Annotated in this window: 28 protein-coding genes and 2 pseudogenes; 14 read left to right on the plus strand and 16 right to left on the minus strand. The window is 66.4% G+C overall.

Annotated elements, in window-relative coordinates; translation table 11 throughout:
- Positions 1-118, plus strand: a 118-nt coding sequence (locus AB4Z47_RS28750; RefSeq protein ID WP_441955563.1) for an integrase core domain-containing protein, incomplete at its 5' end; no start/stop codon positions are given.
- Between the two features lie 27 nt (positions 119-145).
- Here AB4Z47_RS28750 and AB4Z47_RS28755 read toward each other — a convergent pair.
- The 3 genes from AB4Z47_RS28755 to AB4Z47_RS28765 are packed head-to-tail and all read right to left on the minus strand — an operon-like array spanning position 146 to position 1208.
- A complete protein-coding gene (locus AB4Z47_RS28755; RefSeq protein ID WP_441955514.1) occupies positions 146-649 on the minus strand; it encodes an IS3 family transposase in 504 nt (167 codons plus the stop codon).
- Positions 649-900 carry an IS3 family transposase gene (locus AB4Z47_RS28760; RefSeq protein WP_441955516.1) on the minus strand — a complete coding sequence of 84 codons (252 nt, stop codon included), beginning with the start codon at positions 898-900 and terminating at the stop codon, positions 649-651. Before AB4Z47_RS28760 ends, AB4Z47_RS28755 begins: the two co-directional genes overlap by 1 nt.
- Before the next feature lie 2 nt (positions 901-902).
- On the minus strand, positions 903-1208 hold the full coding sequence (locus AB4Z47_RS28765) for a transposase (RefSeq protein ID WP_441955518.1): 306 nt from the start codon (positions 1206-1208) through the stop codon (positions 903-905).
- A 67-nt stretch (positions 1209-1275) separates the two neighbouring features.
- Between AB4Z47_RS28765 and AB4Z47_RS28770 the strand changes: the two genes are divergently transcribed.
- From AB4Z47_RS28770 to AB4Z47_RS28780, 3 genes are all read left to right on the plus strand, one after another.
- Positions 1276-1671, plus strand: coding sequence for a hypothetical protein (locus tag AB4Z47_RS28770; protein ID WP_441955520.1), 396 nt, complete (start codon positions 1276-1278; stop codon positions 1669-1671).
- The gene (locus AB4Z47_RS28775; RefSeq protein ID WP_441955522.1) at positions 1668-2096 is read left to right on the plus strand and encodes a hypothetical protein; all 429 of its coding nucleotides are present in this window, start codon (positions 1668-1670) and stop codon (positions 2094-2096) included. The genes AB4Z47_RS28770 and AB4Z47_RS28775 overlap by 4 nt, the downstream gene beginning before the upstream one ends.
- Before the next feature lie 327 nt (positions 2097-2423).
- The gene (locus AB4Z47_RS28780) at positions 2424-2690 is read left to right on the plus strand and encodes a hypothetical protein (RefSeq protein ID WP_441955524.1); all 267 of its coding nucleotides are present in this window, start codon (positions 2424-2426) and stop codon (positions 2688-2690) included.
- A gap of 147 nt (positions 2691-2837) precedes the next feature.
- Here AB4Z47_RS28780 and AB4Z47_RS28785 read toward each other — a convergent pair whose 3' ends face one another.
- Both AB4Z47_RS28785 and AB4Z47_RS28790 read right to left on the minus strand, forming a co-directional pair.
- Entirely contained in the window at positions 2838-3215 is a 378-nt protein-coding gene (locus AB4Z47_RS28785; RefSeq protein ID WP_441955526.1) for a VOC family protein, read from the minus strand.
- A 301-nt stretch (positions 3216-3516) separates the two neighbouring features.
- Positions 3517-4209, minus strand: coding sequence for a helix-turn-helix transcriptional regulator (locus AB4Z47_RS28790; protein ID WP_441955528.1), 693 nt, complete (start codon positions 4207-4209; stop codon positions 3517-3519).
- A gap of 92 nt (positions 4210-4301) precedes the next feature.
- Between AB4Z47_RS28790 and AB4Z47_RS28795 the strand changes: the two genes are divergently transcribed.
- The 3 genes from AB4Z47_RS28795 to AB4Z47_RS28805 all read left to right on the plus strand — a co-directional run bounded on the left by AB4Z47_RS28795 (position 4302) and on the right by AB4Z47_RS28805 (position 6364).
- On the plus strand, positions 4302-4784 hold the full coding sequence (locus AB4Z47_RS28795; protein WP_441955530.1) for a hypothetical protein: 483 nt from the start codon (positions 4302-4304) through the stop codon (positions 4782-4784).
- Between the two features lie 128 nt (positions 4785-4912).
- On the plus strand, positions 4913-5509 hold the full coding sequence (gene folE / locus AB4Z47_RS28800; protein WP_441955532.1) for a GTP cyclohydrolase I FolE: 597 nt from the start codon (positions 4913-4915) through the stop codon (positions 5507-5509).
- A gap of 330 nt (positions 5510-5839) precedes the next feature.
- Positions 5840-6364: a DUF488 domain-containing protein gene (locus AB4Z47_RS28805; protein WP_441955534.1), complete on the plus strand. Its 525-nt coding sequence runs from the start codon at positions 5840-5842 to the stop codon at positions 6362-6364.
- On the opposite strand, the gene AB4Z47_RS28810 is transcribed toward AB4Z47_RS28805, so the two are convergent.
- From AB4Z47_RS28810 to AB4Z47_RS28820, 3 genes are all read right to left on the minus strand, one after another.
- Positions 6343-6675: an MGMT family protein gene (locus AB4Z47_RS28810; RefSeq protein WP_441955536.1), complete on the minus strand. Its 333-nt coding sequence runs from the start codon at positions 6673-6675 to the stop codon at positions 6343-6345. The genes AB4Z47_RS28805 and AB4Z47_RS28810 overlap by 22 nt on opposite strands.
- Before the next feature lie 76 nt (positions 6676-6751).
- Complete coding sequence (locus AB4Z47_RS28815; protein WP_441955538.1) at positions 6752-9121, minus strand: glycoside hydrolase family 65 protein; 2370 nt, start codon at positions 9119-9121, stop codon at positions 6752-6754.
- Positions 9118-9903 carry a beta-phosphoglucomutase family hydrolase gene (locus AB4Z47_RS28820; RefSeq protein ID WP_441955540.1) on the minus strand — a complete coding sequence of 262 codons (786 nt, stop codon included), beginning with the start codon at positions 9901-9903 and terminating at the stop codon, positions 9118-9120. Before AB4Z47_RS28820 ends, AB4Z47_RS28815 begins: the two co-directional genes overlap by 4 nt.
- Positions 9904-10664: 761 nt before the next feature.
- On the opposite strand from AB4Z47_RS28820, the gene AB4Z47_RS28825 reads away from it, so the two are divergent.
- The 4 genes and pseudogenes from AB4Z47_RS28825 (at position 10665) to AB4Z47_RS28840 (ending at position 14375) form a co-directional block, all read left to right on the plus strand.
- Positions 10665-11048: a DUF488 domain-containing protein gene (locus tag AB4Z47_RS28825; RefSeq protein ID WP_441955542.1), complete on the plus strand. Its 384-nt coding sequence runs from the start codon at positions 10665-10667 to the stop codon at positions 11046-11048.
- 281 nt (positions 11049-11329) lie between these two features.
- On the plus strand, positions 11330-12850 hold the full coding sequence (locus AB4Z47_RS28830; RefSeq protein WP_441955544.1) for a PucR family transcriptional regulator: 1521 nt from the start codon (positions 11330-11332) through the stop codon (positions 12848-12850).
- Between the two features lie 363 nt (positions 12851-13213).
- Positions 13214-13742: pseudogene (locus tag AB4Z47_RS28835) on the plus strand (GreA/GreB family elongation factor).
- 45 nt (positions 13743-13787) lie between these two features.
- Positions 13788-14375 (plus strand): CBS domain-containing protein, encoded by a 588-nt coding sequence (locus tag AB4Z47_RS28840; protein ID WP_441955546.1) that lies wholly within the window; start codon positions 13788-13790, stop codon positions 14373-14375.
- A 152-nt stretch (positions 14376-14527) separates the two neighbouring features.
- Here AB4Z47_RS28840 and AB4Z47_RS28845 read toward each other — a convergent pair whose 3' ends face one another.
- The 7 genes and pseudogenes from AB4Z47_RS28845 to AB4Z47_RS28875 form a co-directional block, all read right to left on the minus strand.
- Positions 14528-14776: a hypothetical protein gene (locus AB4Z47_RS28845; RefSeq protein ID WP_441955548.1), complete on the minus strand. Its 249-nt coding sequence runs from the start codon at positions 14774-14776 to the stop codon at positions 14528-14530.
- A gap of 489 nt (positions 14777-15265) precedes the next feature.
- Positions 15266-18073: an aconitate hydratase gene (locus AB4Z47_RS28850; protein WP_441955550.1), complete on the minus strand. Its 2808-nt coding sequence runs from the start codon at positions 18071-18073 to the stop codon at positions 15266-15268.
- Positions 18073-18255: a hypothetical protein gene (locus AB4Z47_RS28855; protein ID WP_441955551.1), complete on the minus strand. Its 183-nt coding sequence runs from the start codon at positions 18253-18255 to the stop codon at positions 18073-18075. The genes AB4Z47_RS28850 and AB4Z47_RS28855 overlap by 1 nt, the downstream gene beginning before the upstream one ends.
- A gap of 358 nt (positions 18256-18613) precedes the next feature.
- Complete coding sequence (locus AB4Z47_RS28860; protein WP_441955553.1) at positions 18614-18892, minus strand: hypothetical protein; 279 nt, start codon at positions 18890-18892, stop codon at positions 18614-18616.
- Positions 18893-18947: 55 nt separating this feature from the next.
- A complete protein-coding gene (locus AB4Z47_RS28865; RefSeq protein WP_441955555.1) occupies positions 18948-20186 on the minus strand; it encodes an NAD(P)/FAD-dependent oxidoreductase in 1239 nt (412 codons plus the stop codon).
- 5 nt (positions 20187-20191) lie between these two features.
- Entirely contained in the window at positions 20192-21307 is a 1116-nt protein-coding gene (gene tal / locus AB4Z47_RS28870) for a transaldolase (protein WP_441955565.1), read from the minus strand.
- 84 nt (positions 21308-21391) lie between these two features.
- Positions 21392-21685, minus strand: a pseudogene (locus AB4Z47_RS28875) (OsmC family protein); the annotation flags it as partial.
- Positions 21686-21918: 233 nt separating this feature from the next.
- Between AB4Z47_RS28875 and AB4Z47_RS28880 the strand changes: the two are divergent.
- Positions 21919-22245 carry a cupin domain-containing protein gene (locus tag AB4Z47_RS28880; RefSeq protein WP_441955567.1) on the plus strand — a complete coding sequence of 109 codons (327 nt, stop codon included), beginning with the start codon at positions 21919-21921 and terminating at the stop codon, positions 22243-22245.
- Positions 22246-22331: 86 nt separating this feature from the next.
- On the opposite strand, the gene ctaD is transcribed toward AB4Z47_RS28880, so the two are convergent.
- Positions 22332-24107: an aa3-type cytochrome oxidase subunit I gene (ctaD, locus tag AB4Z47_RS28885; RefSeq protein WP_441955557.1), complete on the minus strand. Its 1776-nt coding sequence runs from the start codon at positions 24105-24107 to the stop codon at positions 22332-22334.
- A 227-nt stretch (positions 24108-24334) separates the two neighbouring features.
- On the opposite strand from ctaD, the gene fdxA reads away from it, so the two are divergent.
- Entirely contained in the window at positions 24335-24703 is a 369-nt protein-coding gene (fdxA, locus tag AB4Z47_RS28890) for a ferredoxin (protein WP_441955559.1), read from the plus strand.
- Positions 24700-25443 carry a helix-turn-helix transcriptional regulator gene (locus AB4Z47_RS28895; RefSeq protein ID WP_441955561.1) on the plus strand — a complete coding sequence of 248 codons (744 nt, stop codon included), beginning with the start codon at positions 24700-24702 and terminating at the stop codon, positions 25441-25443. The genes fdxA and AB4Z47_RS28895 overlap by 4 nt, the downstream gene beginning before the upstream one ends.
- The last annotated feature ends 238 nt before the right edge of the window (positions 25444-25681 follow it).

Here is a 25681-nt window from a genome sequence, read left to right on the forward strand (position 1 = left end):
TGCTGCGGTTGACAATTGGATCCACAAGTACAACCATGATCGACGGCACTCCGCCCTCGGGATGCTCAGCCCCCTACGCTACGAGCAATCCCTGACAGACGCAGCAAAAGCTGCTTGAACCCCTGTCCACCATTCGGGGTAAACCTCACCCGCCGCGGGTGCGCCAGGCGTGGCGGTAGACCAGTTCTGTTTTTAAGGTGGAGAAGAAGTTCTCCATCAACGCGTTGTCATAGCTGTCACCAACCGACCCCATGGACTGAGCAATCCCGTTGTCGGCCAAACGATTCGCGAACCGGATCGCGGTATAGGTCGACCCCCTGTCGCTGTGGTGGATCAATTCACCGTCACGGATATCGCGTGACCAGACCGCGTATTCGAGCGCACCGAGCACGAGATCGGTGCCGCAGCGGTCCGAGGTCTTCCATCCGACGATCCGGTTGGAGAACGCATCCCGCACCGCGGCTAGCCAGAAGACGCCTTGACCGGTCGGGATACGTGTGGCGTCGGCCACCCACAGCCTGTTCGGTTCGGCGGCGGTGAAGTCGCGCTCGACCAGATCCGGTGCCGATGTGGCTCGCGGATTCTGTCGCGTCGACGGAACCCGCCACCTGCGCCGCAGGAATGCGCCTTGCAACCCCGCCGACCGCATCAACCGCTCGACTCGTTTGCGACCGACCCGAATGCGCGGGCGAGCATGGCATGCACCCGCGGCGAGCCATATGTGCCGCCCGAGCTGGTGTGGATGTCCACGATTTCGCCCAGCAGTTCCTCCTCCAGCAGCTGCCGCGCCGAGGGCTGCGCCGCGCGCCTGCGCCACTCATAAAAGGTTGAGGACGGAATTTCGAGCACCCGTAATACGAGCTCGACCGGGTACTGCGGGTGTTCTTTGACGAACCGCACGATCACCTCCGGGTCTGGTCGAGCTCCGAGGCGAAATATGCACTCGCAGAACGTAATACTGCGTTGACTCGCTCCAGCTCGGCCACCCGCTTCTTGAGTTCCCGATTCTCGGCGGCCACATCGGTCGGCGGTCGATCACTACGTTCGCCGGCATCGGCCTCGGCCTGGCGGATCCAGTTCCGCAACGCCTCGTGATGCACCCCGAGCTGCTGAGCCAGCTTCCGGACCGTCGGCTTGGGATCGGACTCCCGATACAACCGGACCGCCCGCGCCTTCAACTCATCGGGGTACTTCTTCGGTGCTGCCACGAATGACTCCTTCCATCGTCCTATCGGACCATGCTCAGAGCCCTCCGAGAAAGCGGGGGAACCTCAGATGCGTGTCGGCGCAGCCGACAGTCAGTTCGCCGGACACGTGCTCACCAACAGCCGTCAAGCGCGTGATCTGCTGGGCAACCCACTGTTGCGGATCCACCACGGCGACGGCATGACCTGCGTGTTCGAGCCCGCGCACGCCGCGTGCCAGATCCGTGGCACCACAAACGATCCGCTGGTCACCCCAGACCTCGACGATTGCCGGCCCAAGTGCCGCAACATCGCTCGCACCGACCGCGACATCCTCACGATCCGAGCCCGCCACGACGCACTCACCCAGATCGTTGCCGATCCGCTGGCGCCGCCAATCCGCCACGAACGAGAACGACACGAACTACACCGATTGCGGACCGTGCTCGACGCCCACGAGCAATCCAGGAAGGACGACCGCCAGTGACCGAATCGACGACGCGGGCCGAGGACGAAGCGACACGCTCGGCGATCCTCGCGGCGATGGCCCGTCTGCTGGCCGGGACTGCACTGCGGTCCACGGGCCGTTTGAGCGTGTCACAGTTGGCGATCGAGGCAGGAATCAAACGCTGGCAGCTGACCCATCGCCACATCGACTTGAAAGAACAGTTCCAGGCCGAAGTCAAGGCCGCCGCGGCGGCACAGACAGTCAAGTGCCGATGCGGCAGCGACTACCTGCAGCTGCGCGTCAAACACGCCACCCTGCTCGAGCAGGTGGCCGACCTCGAGCAGCGCCTTCGCCAATACGCGATGGTGATCAACACCCTCGCCACCGAGAATGCGACCCTCGCCGGACGCACGGGCCACACCGCGCGGGTGGTCGCGCTGCCGCGGCCCGACAACTCTCCGTGACCAAGCCCAACGGGCCGGTCAGGGTCATGACATCGGGCGCGTTCACTCGCGCCAGCCCTGCCAGGACCCGGTGCGCGCTGGGGTAAGCAGTCCGGACACAGATCGATGCGTCGAGTTGATCAACAGACACCCAACGGAACTCGAGGCGATTGCCGCCTCCGGCGCGGGACAGTTGTGCAGAGTGTGTCCGTGAGCACGTGGGCGAGGGCGTCGACGAGCGCGGCCGGATCAGCAGGCGGGCTCAGCAGCCTGAAGCAGACATGGGATGTAGTCACGGGGCCCTCATGACCGGTGGTGATCACCGGGGTGCCGGCGAGCATCGCTTCGATGTCGGCCTCGACCGGCAGCGACAAGCGCTTCGAGCAGAAACACCCGCCCGGACAGGAGCCGGTTGCGGCGCGCGACCGCGGCGAAGACGTCGCGCTCGGCGTTGGTGCGCAGACGCGTGGTGAACATCGGGGATGTCCATGCCGTTGGGCACTGTGCACCCAGTCGCCGTTGATTGCGGCCTTGGCCAGATGCTCGGTCACCGTGGTCGAGACCGCGATCACCCGCAACCGAGTCCTCGGTGATCTCGGGCGGCGCCGCAGATAGCCGAACTGCTGCTGAATTGTAGTTTCAAGTTCAGACTGTTGTCGTGCGACATGCACTTGTTGCGCCTGATCTCCGCGCCGCGCTCGTCATCTATGGCTGCGTGTGGGGACTGTAAATTGCTGGGCAAACCCGCTCGGCCAGCTTGCGTCATCGGAACCGATTATCGATAACCTCGCGTGGAAGCTGTTCGGGGCTGGGATAGGCGATCAACACGCGGCAACCGTCCGGGTCGATGCCATCGACGAAACTGATCCCGTTCGCCGTGTTGGTGTAGGTGGGGGGATAGCACATGCGCAGTCGGTGTTCGATTTGGTCCAGTGCTGTTTTGCTGTCGGTGGACCAGATGATCTGTGTGATGCCCAGGTCGCCGATGTTGCGCCTCACAGACGTTTCGCTCAACCGTAGGTACAGCTGGAAGCCGACGGGCGTCAGAAGCAGCGCAGCGTCCGGCTCGTGGATCGCGATCCGGCATTCGAATACGTCGCAGTAGAAGCGCACCGAGCGATCCAAATCGGACACTTCCATCAAGCACGACGCAGCCCGTACGGCACCCATTCTGTTCCCCTTTCAGAACCCCCGCCCGATCCCCACGCTACCGGCTGTTGCCTGTGGAAATCAGCAGATTCCCGGGAGGACCTCATGCCATCGGGCGGTTGCTGCGAACTCTCGAATCGCTTGAGCAGACAGTTCCCGACGAACTTCGCATCCCAGGTTCGCGGCATGGTGAGCGACGAGTGTTTCCGCGTCGGTGTTGCGCGACAGCGCGAAGGCTGATTGCCGATCACCGTCCAAGGCTTGCTCGCATCTTCGTGGTTTGACAGAACTGTCAAGGCGGCGGCGCAAGCGCGTCGGCTGGCGCCGTGTGGTGGACTACCACGCAGCACCGGTCCGGACGCGGGTCCAATTCTGCGTGCGCGTTGCGCTGGGTACTTCCGGCGATCGTGCCCTCGACCAAACATAGGTTCAGCCCGCACACCAGGTCCCTGTGGTCCTGGGCAACCAGGTGGAAAGGACAGTTGCGTAAGTTGATGCGGCCGTGGTCGACCTGCGGCAAGTAGCCGCAACTGCGCAGCGCCGCCAGCAGGTCTCCGCCGGTGTCGGTGACCGCCCGCTTGCCTGCATCGAGTGCGGCTTCGTTCACCGCCGCCCGCACCGCTGCGCTGGTGTCCTGTTCGACCGAGGAAACCAATATCCGGGTCAGCAGCTCGTAGTCCCGCGGCGGCACGCTAAGCGTCATTTCCTTCGTGGCCCGGGTATAGAACTTCGCCGGGCGTCCCGCACCAGGCCCGCCGCGGCCAGGCGGCCGCTGGTAGCTGACCGTCAACAACTCCGCATCGGCCAGTTTGTCGAGGTGATAGGCCGCGAGCGTCCGGCTTATCCCGGCGGCGGCGGCGGCCTGCTCCCTCGAGACCGGCGCATCGCTCTCGATCACGTACTCGTAGAGCTTGCGCCGCAACGGGTCATCCAGGTTGCTCAGCGCCGCCAGAACCACCGGAGCGGCGGATCGAGGAGTAGGCATCCTCCAACTCTAACACCAAAGAACATTGACAAATAAGCGCTGGCAGGAGACTCTAAAAACAGGAGTTATTATTTTTACAGAAAGATTACGTGATGAATGGCCCCACGTCGCACCCATCGGCTCCCGCCCACAGCCTCGGGGAGGTCGTGCAACGAACTCGTAGCGACCCCGCATATGGGGCGTTTGTGTTGCTGCGGATCGGCTTCACCGTGCTGCCGATCGTCTTCGGTATCGACAAGTTCACCAATGTGCTCACTACCTGGGAGAACTATTTGGCGCCGTGGGTGCTCGAGGTCGTCCCCGTCAGTGCGCAGCAGGCGATGTGGGTGGTCGGGGTGATCGAGATCGCCGCGGGCGTCGCCGTCGCGGTCAAACCGCGATATGCGGCCTACATCGTCGCCGCGTGGCTCGTCGGCATCGTGATCAACCTGCTGAGCTATCCGGGCTTCTATGACGTCGCATTGCGTGACTTCGGGCTTGCGCTCGCTGCGCTCACCTTGGGCCGGTTGGCTTTCGTCTACGATCCGGCCTGGCATCGCCGCACCGCGCCTGCCCACAAACTCAGTGCCGCCTAGCTGTATCCCGCTACTGCTCTTTCGTGTTCGGGCGTGTAGTCGGTCTCGTTCATTCGTCCACCCCGGCGGGGCCGTCCAGGCTTCGCACGGGTGGACATCATCAAGGTCTTCCGTGGAAGGAGCCGGCCATGCGTTCGCACGCAGCACTCCACGTTTTACATCAGGCACCGGGCAGGGACCTAGCCGCGGCCGAAACCGCCGCGGCCGCCTTCCTGCGAGCTCTCGGGATCGCACGGGACTCGGAAAGCCTGCGTGACACGCCTCGGCGCATGGCGCACGGCTACGCCGAGTTGTTCACCCCCCGCGCGTTCGACCTGACCACCTTTCCCAACGACGAGGATTACGATGAGCTCATCCTGGTGCGCGACGTCCCGCTGCGGTCGGTGTGCGAGCATCATCTGCTGCCGTTCGTCGGCACCGTGCACATCGGGTATCTGCCCGGCGAGCGCATCATCGGTCTGTCCAAGCTCGCCCGTGTGGCAGAGCACTTCGCCTGCCGACCCCAGGTGCAGGAGCGGCTCACCAAGCAAATCGCCGATTGGCTCGCCGAGCACTTGCGGCCTCGTGGGGTCGGTGTGGTCATCCAGGCCGAGCACAGCTGCATGACCTTGCGTGGAGTGCAGTCGGTCGGGTCGGCCACCGTCACCTCCGCGCTGCTGGGCGTCCTACGCGAAGATCCGCGTTCCCGCCAAGAATTCTTCGCCCTCGCGGGCGTCAGCGCCTGACCGAAGGCCCGGCGTCTGCTGATGCGACAGGTGTTGTTCCTGTAGGGGTTGCTGGGTGACACCATCGTGCGGAGCGCACGCAACGTGCTCGCACCGCCATTTCAAAGTGATGGTTACTGTGGCGTCACGCGGAATCGCCCGCTCGGCACGAGCCAGATGGCTAGATCGGGCTCTGCGCGGTGACCCTAGAAGCCCTGCGCCACCGCTGGATAGCTCGCGCACCGTCCGAGGTGGCCGTGCTGGCGGCGGTCCCGGCATTCGGCGAACGCGGCGCCTGCGCTTCCGTTTTCGCGCCGGAGTGCCCGTAACGGCAATATGAGTGGGAGCGCCATGTCGACCGTGTACACCATCGGCCATTCCACTCACACCGTCACGGAGTTCGTCGGGATGCTGAGGCATTTCGGCATCGGTCTGGTGGCAGACATCCGGACCGTGCCCAAGTCCGGGCACAATCCGCAGTTTCACATCGACCGGCTCGCGGGATCGCTGACCGCGGCCGGTATCGACTACCGGCCGCTGCCGGGGCTGGGCGGACTACGAAAGCCGGCGGAGGGTTCGATCAACACCGGATGGCACAACACATCCTTCCGCGGGTACGCCGACTATATGCAGACGCCCTCGTTCGAGGAGGCGATCGAGGAACTCATCGCGCTGGCCACGGAACATGTCACCGCCCTCATGTGCGCTGAGGCCGTTTTCTGGCGGTGCCATCGCCGCCTCGTTGCCGACGCCTTGCTCGTGCGCGGCATCGATGTCCAGCACATCATGGGCGCCGCGACGCTCACACCGGCCGCGATGACGGGCTTCGCGACAGTCCGCGGGACACGAGTCACCTATCCGCCGATGCCGGTGTGATCGGGCGGGGCACTCCACTGTGCGCATGTCATGTCCACACGGTTGCCGCGCATCGGGGTTCCCTCGGCGCGCAGCAGGTCCAGAGCACGACCTGCGTGACAGGTCGCGGGCGTGCCATCGGCGTGCACGACCCGATGCCACTGGGTCTGTTCGGGCCAGGCGGTCATGACACGTCCTACTTGCCGGGCACCGCCGCCGACCTGGTCGCCGATCGCGCCATAGGACATCACCCGGCCGACCGGAATCCGGTCGATCACATCCAAGACCCGGCGCGCGAACGGCGGTATCGACTCACCTCTTGCCTGCGTCATCGGTCCTCCGACCCGGGCGGGCATCCGATGCCGGTCGTCGGGATTCGGTGTTGTCGCTGCCCTGTCCCGCCGTGGCTCAGTATGGGTGAGGGCCGGTGCGGTGGTGCCGCGGGGTCGGGGCCCGGCCGGGGACCTGTGTCGGCTGTGGCACGACCTGTGACGGTAGCTCGATCGGTAGCGTGAGCGGGCCGTCGACAGACACGGTGATCGGCTGCCCATGATGTGTGATGTCGACCGGTTCGCCGGTGCGCAGGGTGTAGGTCGCCTCGGTCGAGGTGATCTCCACCGCCAGGCATCGTCCCCGCAGGGTGATGGTGAATGCGAGCCGGGTCAACGCCTCGGGCAGGCGTGGAGCGAAACTCAGGGCGCCGTGGTGGTCGCGCATGCCACCCAGTCCGGCCACCAAGGCGATCCAGCTTCCGGCGAGGGCGGCGATGTGCAGGCCGTCGCGGGTGTTGTGCTCGAGGTCGTCGAGGTCCATGAGCGCAGCCTCGGCGAGGTAGTCGTAGGCCAGAGCCATGTGGCCCACTTCGGCGGCGATGACTGCCTGTGTGCAGGCCGACAGGGAGGAGTCACGGACGGTGAGCCGTTCGTAGTAGGCGAAGTTGCGGGCCTTCTGCTCGGGAGTGAACGCTTCGGGCCGCCGGTGCATGGCCAGGACGAGATCGGCTTGTTTGACGACCTGTTTGCGGTACAGGTCGAAGTACGGGTAGTGCAGCAGCAGCGGATATCTGTCCGCCGTCGTGGTGGCGAAGTCCCACAGTTGGTGGTCTGTGAAGCCCTCTGCTTGCGGGTGGACGCCGCGCGCCGCGTCGTAGGGGATATACATGGTCGCGGCGGCGTCTCGCCAGTCGGCGGTCTCTTCCTCGCCGATCCCGAGGTTTCGGGCGAGGTCGGGATGGCGGGTCGCGGAGTCGGCGGCGGCGCGCAGGTTCTGCTGCGCCATCAGGTTGGTGTAGACGTTGTTGTCGGCGACCGCGCTGTATTCGTCGGGTCCGGTGACCCCGTCGATCCGGAAGCGGCCCTCGGCGTCATGGTGGCCCAGCGAAGCCCACAGCCGTGCCGTTTCGGCGAGGAGTTCCAGGCCGATCTCGCGTTCGAATACGTGGTCGCCGGTCGTGTCGATGTAGCGCAGGACAGCGTCGGCGATGTCGGCGTTGATATGGAACGCGTCCGTGCCGGCGGGCCAGTAGCTGGAGCATTCTTCGCCGTGGATCGTCCGCCACGGGAATGCCGAACCAGCCAACCCCAGTTGATTCGCGCGTGCGGTGGCCATCGGGAGGGTGGAATGCCGCCAGCGCAGCGCGTGAGCGGCGGCGGCGGGGGCGACCTGGGTCAGTACCGGTAACACGTAGGCCTCGGTGTCCCAGAAGCAATGCCCGTTGTAGCCGGGCCCGGTCAGCCCTTTCGCCGCGATCGCTCTGCCCTCGGCTCGTGCGCCGGCCTGCAACACATGGAACAACGAAAAGCGCACCGCCTGCTGGATTTCGGGATCGCCGTCGATCTGTATGTCGGCGCGGTCCCAGAACTTGTCTAGGTAGGCGCGCTGCTGGGCTGCCAGATCATCCCATCCGGTGTGGCCGGCGCCTGCGAGCGCCGCGTCGGCCTGATCCCGCACCGCGGGCAGCGAGCGGGATCCAGACCAGCTGTAGGCAACCAGCTTGTCCAACCGCAGCCGTTGCCCTGGTGACAGCTGCGCTGTCACGGTCATCCGGCCCAGATGCGGGAAGCTCTCCGACGCCACTTCCACCCCGGCGGGGCCGTCGACCACATGGTCCATCACCGCGGCAATACACAACCCGCTGCGCCCGGTGGAATGCACCAGCCCGGCGCGAGTGCCCCTGGCCGCGTGTTCCTCGGCGATCATAGGCGCCTGAGCAGACGCGACACGCGGGTCACCGGTTGTCGCCGGCAATCGTTCGTTGGCGACGAGTTCGGATTGCACCACCACCCGCACCGTGGCGTCGAGGGCCTCGACCTGGTATCGGATCGCAGCGATCGAGCGGTGTACCAGCGAAACCAGCCGGGTCGAGGAGACCCGCACGGCGCAGCCGGCCGGCGATACCCACTCGGTCTCACGCCGAAGCACCCCGTCGCGGAAGTCGAGACACCACTCGTGGGCACGCAACATGCCGTAGGTCACATCGAACGGCTCGTCGTTGACCAACAGCCGAATCACTTTGCCGTTGGTCACATTGATCATCGTCTGCCCGGATTCGGGGTAGCCGTAGCCGGGCTCCGCGTAGGGCAGCGTGCGCAACTCGTGAACCCCGTTGAGGTAAGAGCCAGGCAGCCCATGGGGTTCGCCCTCCTCGAGGTTCGCTCGCCAGCCGATGTGGCCGTTACCGAGCGCGAAAACCGACTCGGTCTGTGCGAGCACCTCGAGGTCCAGATCGGTCGCCCGTAGGCACCACGGTTCGATCGTGAAGGCGGGATGGTTGATCACGGCAGGCTCAGCAAATCAGACAGGTCTGTCACCACCTGATCGGCGCCGTGCGCGGTGAGTTCTTCGGCCTGCCCGATCCGGTCGACGCCGATGACGAAGCCGAATCCACCTGCTCGTCCGGCGGCAACCCCGGCGAGCGCGTCTTCGAACACAGCGGCGTTCTCCGGTTCGACATCGAGGGATCTCGCGGCGGCGAGAAACATGTCCGGTGCCGGTTTGCCGGCCAGATTTTCGTGCTCCGCCGTCACGCCGTCGATCCGTTGCTCGAACAGGTTCTCGATACCGGCGGCGATGAGGACGTCGCGGCAGTTGGTGCTCGACGACACCACCGCCCGCCGCAACCCGGCCTCACCGACGGCGCGCACGTACCGGGCCGAGCCTGGATAGACGCGGACACCGTCGCGTTGGATGCGGCGCAGCACAAGAGTGTTCTTCCGGTTGGCCAGCGCGGTCACCGTCTCGACGTCGGGAGGGGCGCCGGGGCCGCCTAGAGGCAAGTCGATCCCGCGTGAGGTCAGGAACGCCCGGGCGCCATCGATCCGTGGCCTCCCGTCGACGTAAGTGTCGTACTCCGCGACTGGGTCGAACGCGACGAACGGTTCGTCGCCGCGTTGCGCGCGGGTCCGCAGGTAGGAGTCGAACATCTCCTTCCATGCCGCCGCATGCACTTTCGCGGTATCGGTGAGAACACCGTCGAGGTCGAACAGACAGGCCGATATCGGCTGGGGCATCCCCAACGTGCTGAGGCCGACCCGCGACCAGGTGCGTTCGACGGGAGTCATGACGGCTCGCTATCCACCCTGCGGCGACCGGCACCCTGCGCAGGGCTCTTCGGGCGGCACCGAGGCACACTGTCAGCTCGCCCATGGGTAGCGCGGTCGGCGCTGCGGCTCCTGTCGCCGGCGTCGATCAATCGACCAGCCGGCGCCTGGGGCGCGATCGGGCGCATATCCCTAGTGTGCGCCTGCCCTGATCACATCGACGGTCAAGGTCATCACGCTGCGTGTCGGCGCCGTCCACACATAAGCGTGTCCTGTATCTGCGGAGACCGCCTGCATCATGATGTGTGCTCGTCCAACACAAATCGCCAAAGTCCGGTCGGGCGCGTACCGTTCGGTATGTGGCAGGTGCCGGCTGAATGGCCGGTTGTCGGCGATGGGCGCGCGCACCGACCGCGGAAGCTGTCCTCGCTGAGACTCCGCAGGCGTACATCGCGATGAGATGAACAATTGCTGGAGGCTTGATGACGTTCGTCGAGGCTGATGGCCTGGGGGTGACCAGGCCGCATCCGCGCAGGGGCGGCCCCACGGGCTCCTACATCGTCGAGTTCTCGAGGCAATGGTGGCTGACGGGATCGGCGGGGGTGACAGCCAACCCGACGATTATCGCTCGCGCCATCGAAGCCTCCCGCGGAGAAGATATGGACGACCGTCGGCCGCACTCGCGAAGCCGACGTAGTCGCCAGCATCCACAACCTCTTCGCCGACGTGCTCACCGCACACAATCCCGGCAACTCGAGCAGCGATAAACCCGGAGGTCGATGATGACGACTCGACGCACTGTGCACATCCGCAGAATCTACGACGACCCCACCCCGCACGACGGCACCCGCGTACTGGTGGACCGGCTGTGGCCCCGCGGCGTCAGCAAAGCCAGAGCCCACCTCGATGAATGGTGCAAACAGATCGCCCCATCCACCGAACTGCGCACATGGTACGGCCACGATCCGGAACTCTTCGACGAATTCGCCCGCCGCTACCGCGACGAGCTCACCGAACCCGACCGCGCCGCTGCCCTCACACACCTGCGCGAATTAGCCGATCAACACAAACTCACCCTGCTCACCGGCACCAAGAACACCGACATCAGCGAAGCAGCCGTCCTCGCCGACCTCGTCGCACAACCGAACAGGTCACCTGGCAAGTGATGGCTCGCCACGCGCCACAGGCCGGTCGCGGACGCGGACGCGGACGCGGAGGAGCCTCGCCATACACATCGCCCCGCGTCTACAGGGAAGTCTCGAGGCCATGTTCGAACGCGGCGGGGCACCGGAAACCTCATCCGGTTGATGCGGTGCGGGGTATCGATAACGTCCATCCTGATGCACCGATGTCGCGAAAGCCGGACCGGCTTCCGCGCCCACACCTTCTACTGGCCGCGTCGGGCGCCTGATCGCGCCGCACCGTCGGTTCGGCATCGGAGCGGCTCATGGTGACATTGGACCGGTTGGCGAACGTACTGGGTGGCTATGGGGTCCGTTTGCGGTTGGGTTCGATTCCGCGATCGACCCCCTTGCGCAGCGTGGTGATCCACGGCGCCGATGAGGACCCCATGGAAGTGGGTGATGTGCTGCTGGGGATCGGGGCACGCTCGATATCTGAGGTGGTGGACTGGGCGGTGTCAGCGCGGGCTGTTGTCGCGCTCATCCGTGGGAGCGAGCTCGAGGGCGAGCCGCAGATCGAGGGTGTGGCGGTACTGGTGGTCGACCCCGCGGTGGCTTGGAGCGAGGTGGCGGCTGTGGTGTACGGGTTGGTGCTGGAAGGGCGCGAGACGGAGGCCGGTCGCGGCCCGACCGATTTGTTCGCCTTGGCCGACAGTCTGGCCGATGTGGTGGGCGGTGCGGTGACGATCGAGGACCGCCGGTCTCGGGTGCTGGCGTATTCCAGGCCGCAGTCCCACCTCGACCCCGCACGGGTGGAGACGATCCTGGGCCGGGAGATGCCGCCGTGGTTGCGGGCGGTGTTCGATGCGCACGGTGTCTTCGCGCATTTGGCCGCTTCGGCGGAACCGTTGTTCGTTCCCGCGCAGGCAGAGCGTGGTATGAGGGGGCGAATGGTCGTGGCCGTGCGTGTGGGCCGGCAAGTGCTGGGCTCGGTGTGGGTGTCGTGCCCGGCACCGTTACAGGGCGCTCGGCGCAGGGCCTTGGCCGAGGGTGCGCGCACGGTGGCGCTGCACCTGTTGCGGTCGCGGGCCAGCGCGGACTTGGAGCGTCAGGTGGAATCCGAACTGGTGATCGGATTGCTGGAGGGCGCCGCGGACGCGGCGACGGTGGCCAGCAGGCTGGGGTTGGCGCCGGAGAGTTTGCGGGTGATCGCGCTGCGCGCTCGGATCGCCGACGAGCAGCACGCCGCGCTGCTGCTGGTCTTCGAGCGCGCCACAACGGGATTCGGCTGGTCCCGTCCGAGCCGCAGCGCCCTGGTCGGCGACACCATCTACACCGTGCTGCCCGCCGACCAGGCGGACATGGCACGCCGCTGGACAAGCCAGCTACAAGCGGCACTGCCCGAGCAGATGACGGTGTCGGCCGGTATCAGCGCCGTAGCCCGTGCCACGGAATTGGCGTTGGCGCGCCAAGAGGCCGAGGAATGCCTGGCCTTGCAGGAGGCCCGCTCAGCGGATGCCGCGCCCCCCGCCTATGACGAGTCGTGGGACGAAATTTTGCTGCAACGCCTTCGTACCGCAGGGCTTTCCGGGCGCACCCCGGCACGGGGGCCGGTGTCGGAGTTGCGGCGTCACGACCGCGCGAACTCCACCCAGTACGTGGCAACGCTGCGCGTCTGGTTGCAGTCCCAAGGCGACCCCGCCGAAGCGGGTGCCCTCCTGGGCGTGCACGAGAACACCATTCGTAACCGGCTGCGCAAGATGGCCGAGGTGACCAGCCTCGACTTGGACGACCCCCGCAAACGCCTGGCCATGATGATCGAACTCGCCGTCACCGACAACGCCTGACACACCTGCGCTGTGCCATCGTCACAATCTCGACGCCTCGATTGTCCGATCAGCGCAACCGATCGCCTCGACAGCCACGCCATCATAGAGGTGAGAAGAGATCGCAGGTAGGAGCAGCGAAATGGTGGGCATCGATCGGATCGACAACCGACCGTGGCCAGCCAATGCACCTTATGGACCTGATGCGCCGCGCGAATCCGATCCGCTGCGCTGATCCGACACACGCACCCGCGCTAGTTCGTGGGTCCGAGCGACTGAGACCGGGCCCGACATCAGGGCCTGCGCGTCGTCAGGGGCGGCACGCCGCGTTGGCCCGCCTCTGACGGCACTTCCCGACCCCAACCAGAAAGGACACAAACCCACATGACCAGCACCGCAGCTATCTGGATGACATCACGAGCCCATGATCAGCTTCAAACCGAATTGCAGGAACTGCTCGCCCAACGCCACATCGAAATGCCCGATGGGGACAGTGACGACTACGCACTCAGCCAGCCTCTGCATTCGGCGCGCCAGGCACGCATCGGCAGGATCGAGCACCTGCTCAGCAACGCCCTCACCGATCACGACCCACCCGACGACGGTATCGCCGAGCCCGGCATGGTCTTGACCGTCCGCTACGACGACACCAACCAGGTCGAGACGTTCCTGCTCGCAGTACGCGAAGCCGAAGACAGCGAGATGGAGGTCTACTCCACAATCGCCACTGGGCAGCGCCCTCACCGGCGCGCGACCGGGCGAACGCCGTATCTACCACACACCCAGCGGCGCGATCGTGGCGGTGACGCTGCTAGACGCGGTCCCCTACGGACCGACCCACCAAGCCACCGGCGAAAACGAGGACAGCCCAGCCACGGATCTGCCCCCTCGTGCCGAGCCGGTAGCCAGTTGAACGGAGTTGAACGGAGTTGAACGGAGTTGAACGGAGTTGAACGGAATGATGGACATGCAGGTAAGCGAGGTGATGCATAGACCGGTCATCGCCGTGCGGCCCGACAACACAGCACGCGAGGCGGCGCTGATGCTCGCCGAACTGGGCTACGCGGCGTTGCCCGTTCTGGACCAGAACGATCGCCTCATCGGGGTACTCAACAGCGGTGACCTCTTGCGGGCAGGCGGACTCGACGACACGGTCAGCGCGGTGATGACCACACCGGCGGTGTCGGTGCCCGGCAGCGCGGCACTGGCCGAGGTCTCGAGCAAGCTGGCAACGCACGGACTGCGCAGTCTGCCCGTCGTCGATGCCGGCGACCGCGTGGTCGGCATGTTCAGCCGCGGCGACGCGTTGCGCATCATGCTCACCTCCGACGACGCACTCACGGCTGGTGCACAGAATCGCCTCGATCAATACACCGGCGCACGGCGCTGGCGTGTCACCGTCGACGAGGGCGATGTCACCATCTCCGGCCGGTTCGCCGACGAATCCGAACGGCGCATCGCCATGGCGCTGACGCGCACAGTGCCCGGCATCCGCACCGCAACCATCGCGACCACACCGGCCGCGGCGGGCGGACCTGTGCGCTGACCGTTGAATCCAACACATGCAGGGGGCCGCCGGCAGGCGGTCCATCCCTCCCTTCTCACGTGACCGCGCCTGGAACCGCATTCCGAATTACCGATCCTGGAGACCAGATGACCCTCGCACCCACCGTCGCACCCGCACGCCTCAGCGACCATTTACCTGCGCTGCGAGCGACACTGAATCAGCAACGCAGCTTCCGCCTGCAGCAGCTGGCTGAACTCGAAGGCGAAATCGACCGCGCGCCCGTATCCACCGACGCGGCTGATAAGGCCAGGCATGAGGTCACCATCAAACTGGCCGCCGCCGCGCGACAAGCCCTGGCCGACATCGATGAAGCCCGCACGCTCATCACCACAGGCCGTTACGGCCGCTGCCGCGGCTGTCACACCGAGATCCCGATCCACCTACTGCAAACCATCCCCACCACGCAGTGGTGCCTGAGCTGCCGACGGCATCTGCCTGCCTTCGACGGTTCCCGCCCGACGCGCGGACGACTGCCTCGCACAGCCTCCCGGAAACCGCGACGTGCCTGGTCGGAGCAACGGAACGCCCTCGGATGCCGTTGATACGACGGTCGACGCCCCAGACATCGCTGACACCGACGTGGGCAGCCTGCGGGGTGACTGTGGTGAGAAGGTGCGGCGCGTGCTGGCACTCCGCCGTCAAGGGCTTATCGCTGCACACCAGCCGAAGGGAATCCCGACCTCGCCGTCCAGTGGGGCTGCTCCGGGGTTTCGGTGAGCAAGCGGCGAGGACCGCGGCTTGGCTGGTTCACGTCGCGGGTCCCGCTCAGCAATGTCGGCGGCGATCCGACGCAGGTGATTGATGGCCGTGTGGTGTGGCGGTTGCGCGTGGGGGCCATACTGTCGTACCTCGACGACGATCGGGTCGTTTCAGTCTGTGAGCAGTTGGCGTAGCACGTAGTGCAAGATCCCGCCGTGCCGGTAGTAGGCAGCCTCGGCGGGGGTGTCGATCCGCACGGTCGCGGCGAATTCTATTGTGTGCCTGGTGTCGTCGACGGCGCGAACGATCACCTGCCGCGGAAAGTCCTCGGCGGTGTTCGCGTGCACCAGCCCGGTGATCGAGTAGGTTTCCTCACCGGTCAAGCCGAGTGATTGCACCGTTTCGCCGTCGGTGAATTGCAGCGGCAGCACTCCCATACCGATCAGGTTCGATCGATGGATCCGCTCGAACGAGCGCGCCAGCACCGCCCGCACGCCGAGCAGCAGTGTGCCCTTGGCTGCCCAGTCTCGCGAGGACCCGGAGCCGTATTCGGCCCCGGCGAGGATCAGTAGCGGCACCTGTTCGGCGGTGTAGACGGTGGCGGCGTCGAAGATGCTCATCTGCTGCCCGCCCGGTAGGTGTCGGGTCACCCCGCCCTCGGTGCCCGGGGCGAGGTGGTTGCGTAACCGGATGTTGGCGAAGGTGCCGCGGATCATCACCTCGTGGTTGCCGCGTCGCGAGCCGTAGGAGTTGAAGTCTTTCGGTACGACGCCGCACTGCTGGAGGTAGGTTCCGGCGGGGCCGTCGCGTTTGATCGCCCCGGCCGGGGAGATGTGGTCGGTGGTCACCGAGTCGCCGAGCACCGCGAGTACCCGGGCGCCGCTGATGTCGGCGACCGGGTACGGTTCGCGGGTCATGTGCTCGAAGTAGGGTGGGTGCCGCACGTAGGTCGACTCGGTATTCCAGGTGTAGATCTGTCCGGCCGCGACATCGAGGCCGCGCCAGCGGTCGTCGCCGGTGAATACGTCGGCGTAGCCGTCGATGAACATCTCCGAGCGCAAATTGGCGGCGATGACTTCCTCGATTTCGGCTGTGCTGGGCCAGATGTCGCGCAGATACACCTCGGTGCCGTCAGGGGTTGTGGCCAGCGGGTCACCCAGCAGGTTGATGCGCATCGTGCCGGCCAGCGCGTAGGCGATGACCAGCGGCGGGGAGGCCAGGAAGTTCATCTTCGTTTCCGGGTGGATGCGACCCTCGAAGTTGCGGTTGCCCGACAACACCGAGCACGCCGTGAGATCGCCCGCGGCGATAGCGGCGCTGACTTCGGGGATCAGCGGGCCGGAATTGCCGATGCAGGTGGTGCACCCGTAGCCGACCAGGGAGAACCCCAGCTCGTCCAGGTAGGGTGTGAGCCCTGCGCGCGCATAGTAGTCGGTGACCACCCGCGAACCCGGCGCGAGAGAGGTCTTGACCCACGGCTTGCGGGTCAGTCCCTTTTCGACCGCCTTCTTCGCCAGCAGCGCAGCCCCGATCATCACCGACGGGTTGGAGGTGTTGGTGCACGAGGTGATCGCCGCGATCACCACGTGCCCGTGGTCGACCGTCGTGGCGGTTCCGTCGGCGAGGGTCAGCGCCTGCGGCGCCGACGGCCACCGGTGCGCCTGCCCGCACCGACACGGGTCACTCGGCTTGTCGACGGCGCGGTCGCGGTCGACGGCGATGGGGTCGCTGGCCGGGAACGACTCGCCCGAGGCCTGGTCCAGCCCTACTGGTGCCGTCGCGGCAGGCTGGCCGGTCAGCAAGGATGCGACCGCGTGTGGGGCATCGGCCAGTGGGATGCGGTCCTGCGGGCGTTTCGGTCCGGCGATGGACGGCTCCACGGTCGCCAGGTCCAGTTCGATCCGCTGGCTGTAGTCGAGTTCGTGGCCGTTGTCGTGCCAGAGCCCCTGCGCCTTGGCGTAGGCCTCGACGAGGCGGATCTGGTGTTCGGGGCGCCCGGTGAGCCGCAGATAGTCCACTGTCACGTCGTCGATCGGGAAGATCGCGCAGGTCGAGCCGTATTCTGGGCTCATGTTGCCGATGGTGGCGCGGTTGGCCAGCGGCACGTTCGCCACCCCGGGGCCGTAGAACTCGACGAACTTGCCGACCACGCCGGTGCGGCGCAGCAGTTCGGCGACGGTGAGCACCAGATCGGTGGCGGTGGTGGCCTCCGGTAACTCGCCGGTCAGTTTGATTCCGAGAACCTGTGGGATCAGCATGCTCATCGGCTGGCCGAGCATCGCGGCCTCGGCTTCGATGCCGCCGACTCCCCAGCCGAGCACACCGAGGCCGTTGACCATCGGGGTGTGCGAGTCGGTGCCCACCAGGGTGTCCGGATAGGCCAGCGGCGGCCCACCATTCGGGTCGTCGTGGGTGAACACCACCCGCGCGAGGTATTCGAGGTTGACTTGGTGGCAGATCCCGGTGTCGGGAGGCACGACAGAGAAGCCGTCGAAAGCCTGCTGCGCCCACCGCAGCAGCTGATAGCGCTCGACGTTGCGGGTGAACTCCAACTCGGCGTTGACCGCGAAGGCGTCCGGGCGGGCGAAGACGTCGGCGATCACCGAATGGTCGATGACCAGTTCGGTCGGGATCAGTGGGTTGATCCGGCCCGGGTCGCCGCCGAGCGCGGTCATCGCGTCTCGCATGGCGACCAGGTCCACCACGCACGGCACCCCGGTGAAGTCCTGCATCAATACCCGCGCCGGTGTGAACGCGATTTCGGTGGCGCTGACCGCGGCCGGGTCCCACGCGGCGAGGGCACGTACTTGCTCGGCGGTGACCAGGTGCCTGTCCTCGCGGCGGGCCAGGTTTTCCAGCAGCACTTTGAGGCTGTAGGGCAGCCCGTGCGCGGTCGGGATGTGGTCGAGCCGGTAGATGGTGAACTCCCGGTCATCGACCGTCCGCACGTCGCGGGCCCCGAAGCTGTTGGCGCTCATCACTGCGGCCCGTCGCCGGAATCGATGTGCACATCGGCCCGGTCGATCGTGTGGAGGGCCGGTGCGCCGTCGTCGCACACCGCGCGGTCGACGTTTCCGAAGGCCTCGCGCACCCTCGTCGGGAGAACCTGGCGGTGCGCGAGGATCGGTGTGGTAGCGGACGGATGCAGCGATTCGGACATGTGATGCGCCTCCTGATCAGGTGCGACCGGCCATCAGGCCGGTGCGCCGACAACGTGGCCCACTGATTTCGCTGTATGGCCACCCGCCCGAGCGGAACGGCGCGAGCGCCATCCGCAGCCACCGTCGCCCCGCCGCGCCGGCTCGCAGGCCCCGGTCGTGGTGGACGATGCAGGGCCCGCCACTGGTAGCGGACCGGAAGGTTTCACGCGTGCAGCAGCCTGCTGAAGGGCTACACGATCCAGTTTGCTCAGGCCGCGGCGAAGCCGATCGCGACTCGTCCAGGCCCAGGCTGGTGATGACGACGTCTCGCGGTCGGTGCGGATGTGGACGTGCGGTCCAGCATTGCAGCGGATCGACTCAGCCGAGTCTGCGCCGCAACTCATCGGGGTAGTCGCGGTAGGCGGCGGCGACTTCGTCGAGGTAGACCAAGGCGGGGAAATCGATAACCGGTTGATGATCGGCCAGGAACCGTGCGGTGTGTTCGACGATGCGCCGCTCGTCGCTTGGATCGAGGCCCAGTTCGGTCAGCACGTCGGGATCGACGACGAACTCCGATTCCATGGTGTCGCCGCCGTTGCCGATGCGGACGCGATATTCGTGATCGATGACGAATTCGACACTCAGGTGTTCGGGCATGCGTTTCAGTGCTCCGTTTCGGTGAGGGGTGGGGGGTGTCGCGGCTGGTTGGGTTTCACCGGGGTGCCGTGAGGTCGGCCAGCGGCACGCTCGGGTCGGCGAGTCGGTCGAAGGCGAGCGGGGTGCGGTCGCGGATGAGCTGGTTGATCGGCTCGGTGACCTCCCAGGTGTTGACGTTCATCCCGGCCAGCACGCGCCGCTCGCGCACCCAGAACGCGATGAACTCGAGCCGATCGACCTCGCCGCGCACGACGACCCGATCGCTGCTACCGGGTGGGACGTACCCGGTGTATTCCATACTCAGCTCGTACTGGTCGGTGTAGAAGTACGGCAGCCGCTGATAGGAAGCGGGCCGACGCAGGATGGCGTCGGCTACGGTGGCGGGCTGGTGCAGGGCGTTGGCCCAGTGCTCCACCCGCACCCGGCCCCCCAGCAGCGGGTGTTCGGCACGGGCGATGTCACCGGCGGCGTAAATGGCGGGGTCGCTGCTGCACAGCGAGGCGTCGACCAGGACACCGTCGTCGAGGGCGAGACCGGCACGGGCGGCGAGCGCGGTGTCGGGGACAGCGCCGACAGCGATGAGGACGGCGTCGACATCGATCTGGGTGCCGTCGTCGAGCCGTAGCCCGACCGCGGTGCCGTTGTGGGTAAGGATTTCGGTCGGGGACCGGTGGGTACACAGGCCGACGCCGTGGCTGCGGTGCAGCTCAGCGAACACCTGCCCCATCTGCGGTCCCAGCACGCCTGTCAGGGGCACGGGTGCGCGGGCGACGACGGTGACCGCAACTCTGGCCGCGACCGCGGCGGCGGCGACCTCGAGCCCGATCCAGCCGCCGCCGACGATGGCGATCGCCGATGCGGTGGCCAGGGTGGCGCGCAGCTGGTCGCTGTCGTCGACGCTGCGCAGATACAGCACGCCGTCGGCGTCGGCGCCGGGTAGCGGCAGCTGCCGCGGGGTGGCGCCGGTGCACAGCACCAGCCGGTCATAGCCCAGCCGGTGCCCGTCATCGAACACGACCTGGCGGGCGTGTGGGTCGATGTCGGTGACAGCGTTGCCGGTTCGCAGGTCGATGTCGTGGCGGGTGTAGTAGTCGGGTTCGTGCACGTCGATGCTGTCGCGTCCAGCCTTGCCCTGTAGGTAGTCCTTCGACAGCGGCGGCCGCTCGTAGGGGCGGTGGGTTTCGTTGCCGGCCAGGATGACGGCCCCCTCGAACCCGCCCTCGCGCAACGCTTGTGCGGTTTTCGCGCCGGCCAGACCGGCCCCGGCGATCACGATTGTTTCGACCGCAGCCATGGTGGTCACCGCCTGGACCCGGCGAGGGCGGCCGACAGTTCACCGGAGAGGTGGTCCCAGGCGTCGTCGAATTTCGCGACCCCGTCGATTTCGAGGGTGGCCACGACATCGCCGTAGTCGATGCCGAGCACGGCCAGCTCCTCGAGGGTCCGGCGCGCCTGCGGGTAGGTGCCGTGGATGCTGTCGCGCGGGATGTGGGCGTGGTCGGCGACCGCGCGCAGGGTGGCCTCGGGCATAGTGTTCACCACCCCGGGTGCGACGAGGTCGGTGACGTAGCGGGTGTCGTCGTAACGGGGGTCCTTCACCCCGGTCGAGGCCCACAACGGTCGTTGCGGGTGGGCCCCCGCATGTGCCAGTGCCCGCCAGCGCTCGCCCTCGACGTACTGCTCGTAGAGCTGATACGCCAGCCGTGCGTTGGCGATCGCCGCGGCACCGCGCAGGACCGCGGCCGCATCGGTGCCGATTTTGTCGAGCCTGTGGTCGACCTCGGTGTCCACGCGGGAGACGAAAAACGATGCCACCGAATGGATTCGGGAGATGTCGTGGCCGTTCGCGCGAGCTTGTTCGAGCCCGTCGAGGAATGCGTCGATCACCTTCCGGTAGCGGTGCAGGGAGAACATGAGGGTGACGTTGATGTCGATACCGTCGGCCAGACACGCGGTGATCGCCAGTAATCCTTGTTTGGCGGCGGGGATCTTGACCAGCAGATTGGGCCGATCCACCAGCCACCACAGCGCCTTGGCTTCGGCGACGGTGCGGTCGGTGTCGTGTGCCCACCGGGGGTCGACCTCGATCGACACCCGCCCGTCCACCCCATCGGTGGCGTCATAGATCGGGCGCAGCACATCGCACGCCCACCGCACGTCGTAGGCGGTCAACTCCCGTAATGCCGTGTCGACATCGACCCGGCGCAGTGTGAGACGACCGATCTGGCCGGTATAGGCGTCGCTGCCGGTGATGGCCTTGGCGAAGATGGCCGGGTTGGTGGTCACCCCGGTCACGTGCCGGTCGGCGACCAGGCGGGCCAAGCTGCCCTCGATCAGCCGCCCGCGGCTGAGATCATCGAGCCAGATCGACACCCCGGCCTCGGTCAATGCGGTCAACGGGTCGGACATGAGCATCTCCTTCCATGCGTTTGTCGAGTGCGGCCTCTTGCCGGGTGTCGAGTTCGGCGTCGACGGGGATCTCGGCCCGGCGAACAGCTCCGACACGGGGCACAAGGCGGCGGCCTCGGCGAGGATGGCCTTGAAATCGGTGGGTGCGAGCCCGGGGGTGTGGAATCGGACCCGCAGCGCGCAGGACACGATCGTCGGTGTCGCCTCGACGCGGTCCAGGGCGACGGTGGCGGTGATCTCGAGCAGTTGCGGTGAGGTGTGCTGGTTGTCCAGGCACAGCGCCGACGCCATCGCGAAACAGGACGAGTGCTCGGCGGCGGCGAGTTCTTCCGGGATGGTCTGCCCGCCGGGGCGGTGGGTGCGGGCCGCCCAGGTGACCGGCAGCGGGGCGCCACGCGCCGCTGGCCGAGTGCACGAGCCCGGTCCCGTCGGCCGGGTCGTCCCCGCCGGTGGTGGTGGGTTCCGCGATCGTCACAACAGGTCTCCGCCAGTCCATGAGTGTGTCGATTGTCGTGACGCCGCCGGCGAGTGCCGCTGCCCGGAGAAGCCAGACCGGCCTGCGGTGATGCTGGAAGATGGCGATCGATGTGATGTCGGACGGGAAGGCAGGAGCTGTGATGGAGAAGTTCTCGGTGGATGCGATGGCGCGAGAACTGCTGAAGCGAGCGAACGCCGTCCCCGCGCGGCGAGCGGCGGCCACGATGTACGGCGGGCATGAGCATCGGCTGCGACAGACCGTGGTCGCGTTGGCTGCCGGCGCCGCGCTGGGCGAGCACGAGAATCCGGGCGAGGCGACGCTGCTGGTCCTGCGCGGCCGGGTCCAGCTACACACCGCAGGCGCCTCCTGGGAGGGCCGTCACGGTGACCTGCTGATAGTCCCGCAGGCCCGCCACAGCCTCGAAGCGCTCGATGACGCCGCGGTACTGCTGACGGTCGCGAAATAGCCTGGCGGCGCACACCGTTCACCACGGTTACGGCCCGGCGATGCCGAAAACCAGCGGTAGGCGCTGGCGTGGCAGGTCGCGGCGATCTACTCGGCATCGGACTCATCGGCCGGGTTCGATGGCTCGCTGGCGCGTGCCTCGGCCACTGCAACGCCGGCGTGGTCGGCAGCACCCCATCCGGCGTGGGATTCGGCGCGCATCCGCTCCACCATGTGCGGGTAGTGCAGCTCGAATGCCGGTCGCTCGGAACGGATTCGGGGTAGTTCGTAGAAGTTGTGCCGTGGTGGTGGGCTGCTGGTGGCCCATTCCAGGGAGTTTCCGTAGCCCCACGGGTCATCGACGGCGACGACTTGGCCGTATCGGTAGCTTGTGAACACGTTCCACACGAACGTGACCATCGAGAACCCGAGAACGAACGACCCGATCGTGGAGATCGTGTTGAGGGTGGTGAACCCGTCGCCGGGCAGGTAGTCGGCGTAGCGGCGCGGCATGCCTTCGGCGCCGAGCCAGTGCTGCACCAGGAAGGTGGTGTGAAAGCCGAGGAAGGTGGTCCAGAAGTGCAGGCGGCCCAGGCGTTCGTCGAGGAAGCGGCCGGTGAATTTGGGGAACCAGAAGTAGATACCGCCGAAGGTCGCGAACACGATGGTGCCGAACAGCACGTAATGGAAATGCGCGACGATGAAGTAGGTGTCGGTGATGTGGAAGTCCAGGGGTGGGCTGGCCAGGATCACCCCGGACAGCCCGCCGAACAGGAAGGTGGTGATGAATCCGAGCGCCCACAGCATGGGTGTCTCGAACGTCAATTGCCCCTTCCACATGGTGCCGATCCAGTTGAAGAACTTCACCCCGGTCGGCACCGCGATCAGAAACGACATCAGCGAGAAGAACGGCAGCAGCACAGCGCCGGTAGCGAACATGTGGTGCGCCCACACCGCGGCCGAGAGCGCGGCGATGGCGATGGTCGCGAACACCAGCGCGGTGTAGCCGAAGACGGGCTTGCGGCTGAACACCGGCAGGATCTCGGTGATGATCCCGAAGAACGGTATCGCGACAATGTAGACCTCAGGGTGGCCGAAGAACCAGAACAGGTGCTGGTAGAGGATCGGTCCGCCGGTGGCGGGGTCATAGATGTGCCCCCCGAGGTGCCGGTCGGCCTCCAGGGCCATCAAAGCGGCGGTCAGGATCGGAAACGCCAGCAATACAAGAATGCTGGTCACCAGAATGTTCCAGGTGAAGATCGGCATCCGGAACATCGTCATACCGGGCGCGCGCAAGCAGACGACGGTGGTGATCATGTTCACCGCACCCAGGATGGTGCCCACACCCGACAGTGCCACACCCAGGATCCACAGGTCGGCGCCGACCCCGGGGGAATGTTCGGCCAGGCTCAAGGGCACGTACGCTGTCCACCCGAAACCGGCGGCGCCACCGGGGGTGATGAATCCCGCGGTCGCGATCGAGGCACCGAACAGATACAGCCAGTAGCTGAGTGCGTTCAACCGCGGGAACGCGACGTCGGGGGCGCCGATCTGCAACGGGAGCACGCAGTTGGCGAAACCGAAAACGATCGGCGTCGCATAGAACAACAACATGATCGTGCCGTGCATGGTGAACAACTGGTTGTACTGCTCATTCGACAGGAACTGCAGGCCCGGCCGCGCCAGCTCGCTCCGTATCAGCAGCGCCATCAGCCCGCCGATGAGGAAGAACGATATCGCCGTGACGATGTACATGACCCCGAGCAGCTTCGGGTCGGTGGTGGTGACGACCTTCCAGATCGCCGCACCTTTCGGCCCCAGCCGCGCCGGGAACGGGCGCTCGGCCTCGAAAGCGGGCTCGGTGTGCGCGGGCGCTGCGGACAACGGTGAATCCCCTCTCGGTGCATCTTCCTCGACGGGCACAAACAACGATGGCGTACCCGGCCCTCTTGCCAGTGGAACCAACCGATTCGTCGCCGTCGTCGGCGTGGCGACGCCGAGGCGGAGTAGCCGATCCCGAGTCAACTTGTCGGCCTGCACCGGGATATTCGACCGGGGTGCACGTCACCGTCCCCCTAGTTTATACAAGATTTGGCTGTATAAATAGAGGTATGGCGTTTGTGATCGGCGATCCGTGCGTGGATGTGATGGACCGGGCGTGCGTGGAAGAGTGCCCCGTCGACTGCATCTACGAAGGCGGCCGCTGCCTGTACATCCACCCCGACGAGTGCGTGGACTGTGGCGCGTGTGTGCCCGTGTGCCCGGTGGAGGCGATCTACTACGTGGAGGCGATCTACTACGAGGACGACCTGCCCGCCGAGCTCGAGGTCTACCGCGACGATAACGCCGCCTTCTTCACCGCCACCCTGCCCGGCCGCGATCAGCCACTCGGATCCCCCGGCGGCGCAACCAAACTCGGCCCGGTCGGCGTCGATACCCCGCTGGTGGCCCAGCTGCCGAAACGGAGCATTCAGCCATGACACGCGAAACGGCTGCCGGCGCCACACCGACGGGGTCGCACACCGCCCCGCCCGGCGTGGCCGGTGGGCGTCGCGGCGAGGTCCTCGCGGTGCTGCGGAGATCGCCGGTGGCGTTGAGCATCGTCGATATCGCCTCGAAACTGCAGCTGCACCCGAACACGGTGCGTTTCCACCTCGAGGCGTTGATCGACGCCGGGCAGGCCGAGCGGGTCCAGCGCTCGCGCTCCGGACCCGGGCGGCCGCCGCAGATGTTCCGCGCCCATGCGGGCATGGACCCGGCCGGTCCGCGCAACTATCGGCTGCTCGCCGACATCCTCACCGCCCAACTGGCCGCTGAACCCGATCCGTCGGCGCGAGCAACCGAGGCCGGGCACGCCTGGGGCCTGCGGGTGAGCCGTGAGAGGGGCGCTGCGGCGTCGACCGCCGAGCAGGCGATCGTTGATCTGGTGCGGGTGCTCGACGAGGTCGGATTCGACCCCGAACCCGACACCAGCGGCAGCGGGACGCGGATCAGGTTGCGGCACTGCCCCTTCCTGGACCTGATCGAAAACCGCGCGGCTGTGGTGTGCCCGCTGCATCTGGGCCTGATGCGGGGCGTGCTCGAGGGCCAGGCCGCGCCCGTGGCCGTCGAACGGCTCGAACCGTTCGCCGCACCGGACCTGTGCCTGGCCCACCTCACCATCAACACCACCAGCGGCACACAGCCACCCGCCCAGACACAGACCGGGACTGCGAAATGACCACCGCCGCAGCTGTTGTCATCGCAACCGGTTTGTGTTGGCTGGGTATGGTACTGGCCATCTCGCTCCTGGAAGCGCCGCTGAAATTCGGATCTGGCCCACTTTCCGTGATCGGCGTTGCCTGAGCGCGGCAGGTGGCTGAGGTCTTGCGATCATGTCTGGCTGTGTGTTGATCATGGTGTGCGGTTGCTGTTGCCGCACCTGGCCGGGGTGGCCATCGAGGAAGTTGCCGAGGTCA

Origin of the sequence: Nocardia sp. 2TAF39, from assembly GCF_052114905.1 — a bacterium.
Classification (GTDB): Bacteria; Actinomycetota; Actinomycetes; order Mycobacteriales; family Mycobacteriaceae; genus Nocardia.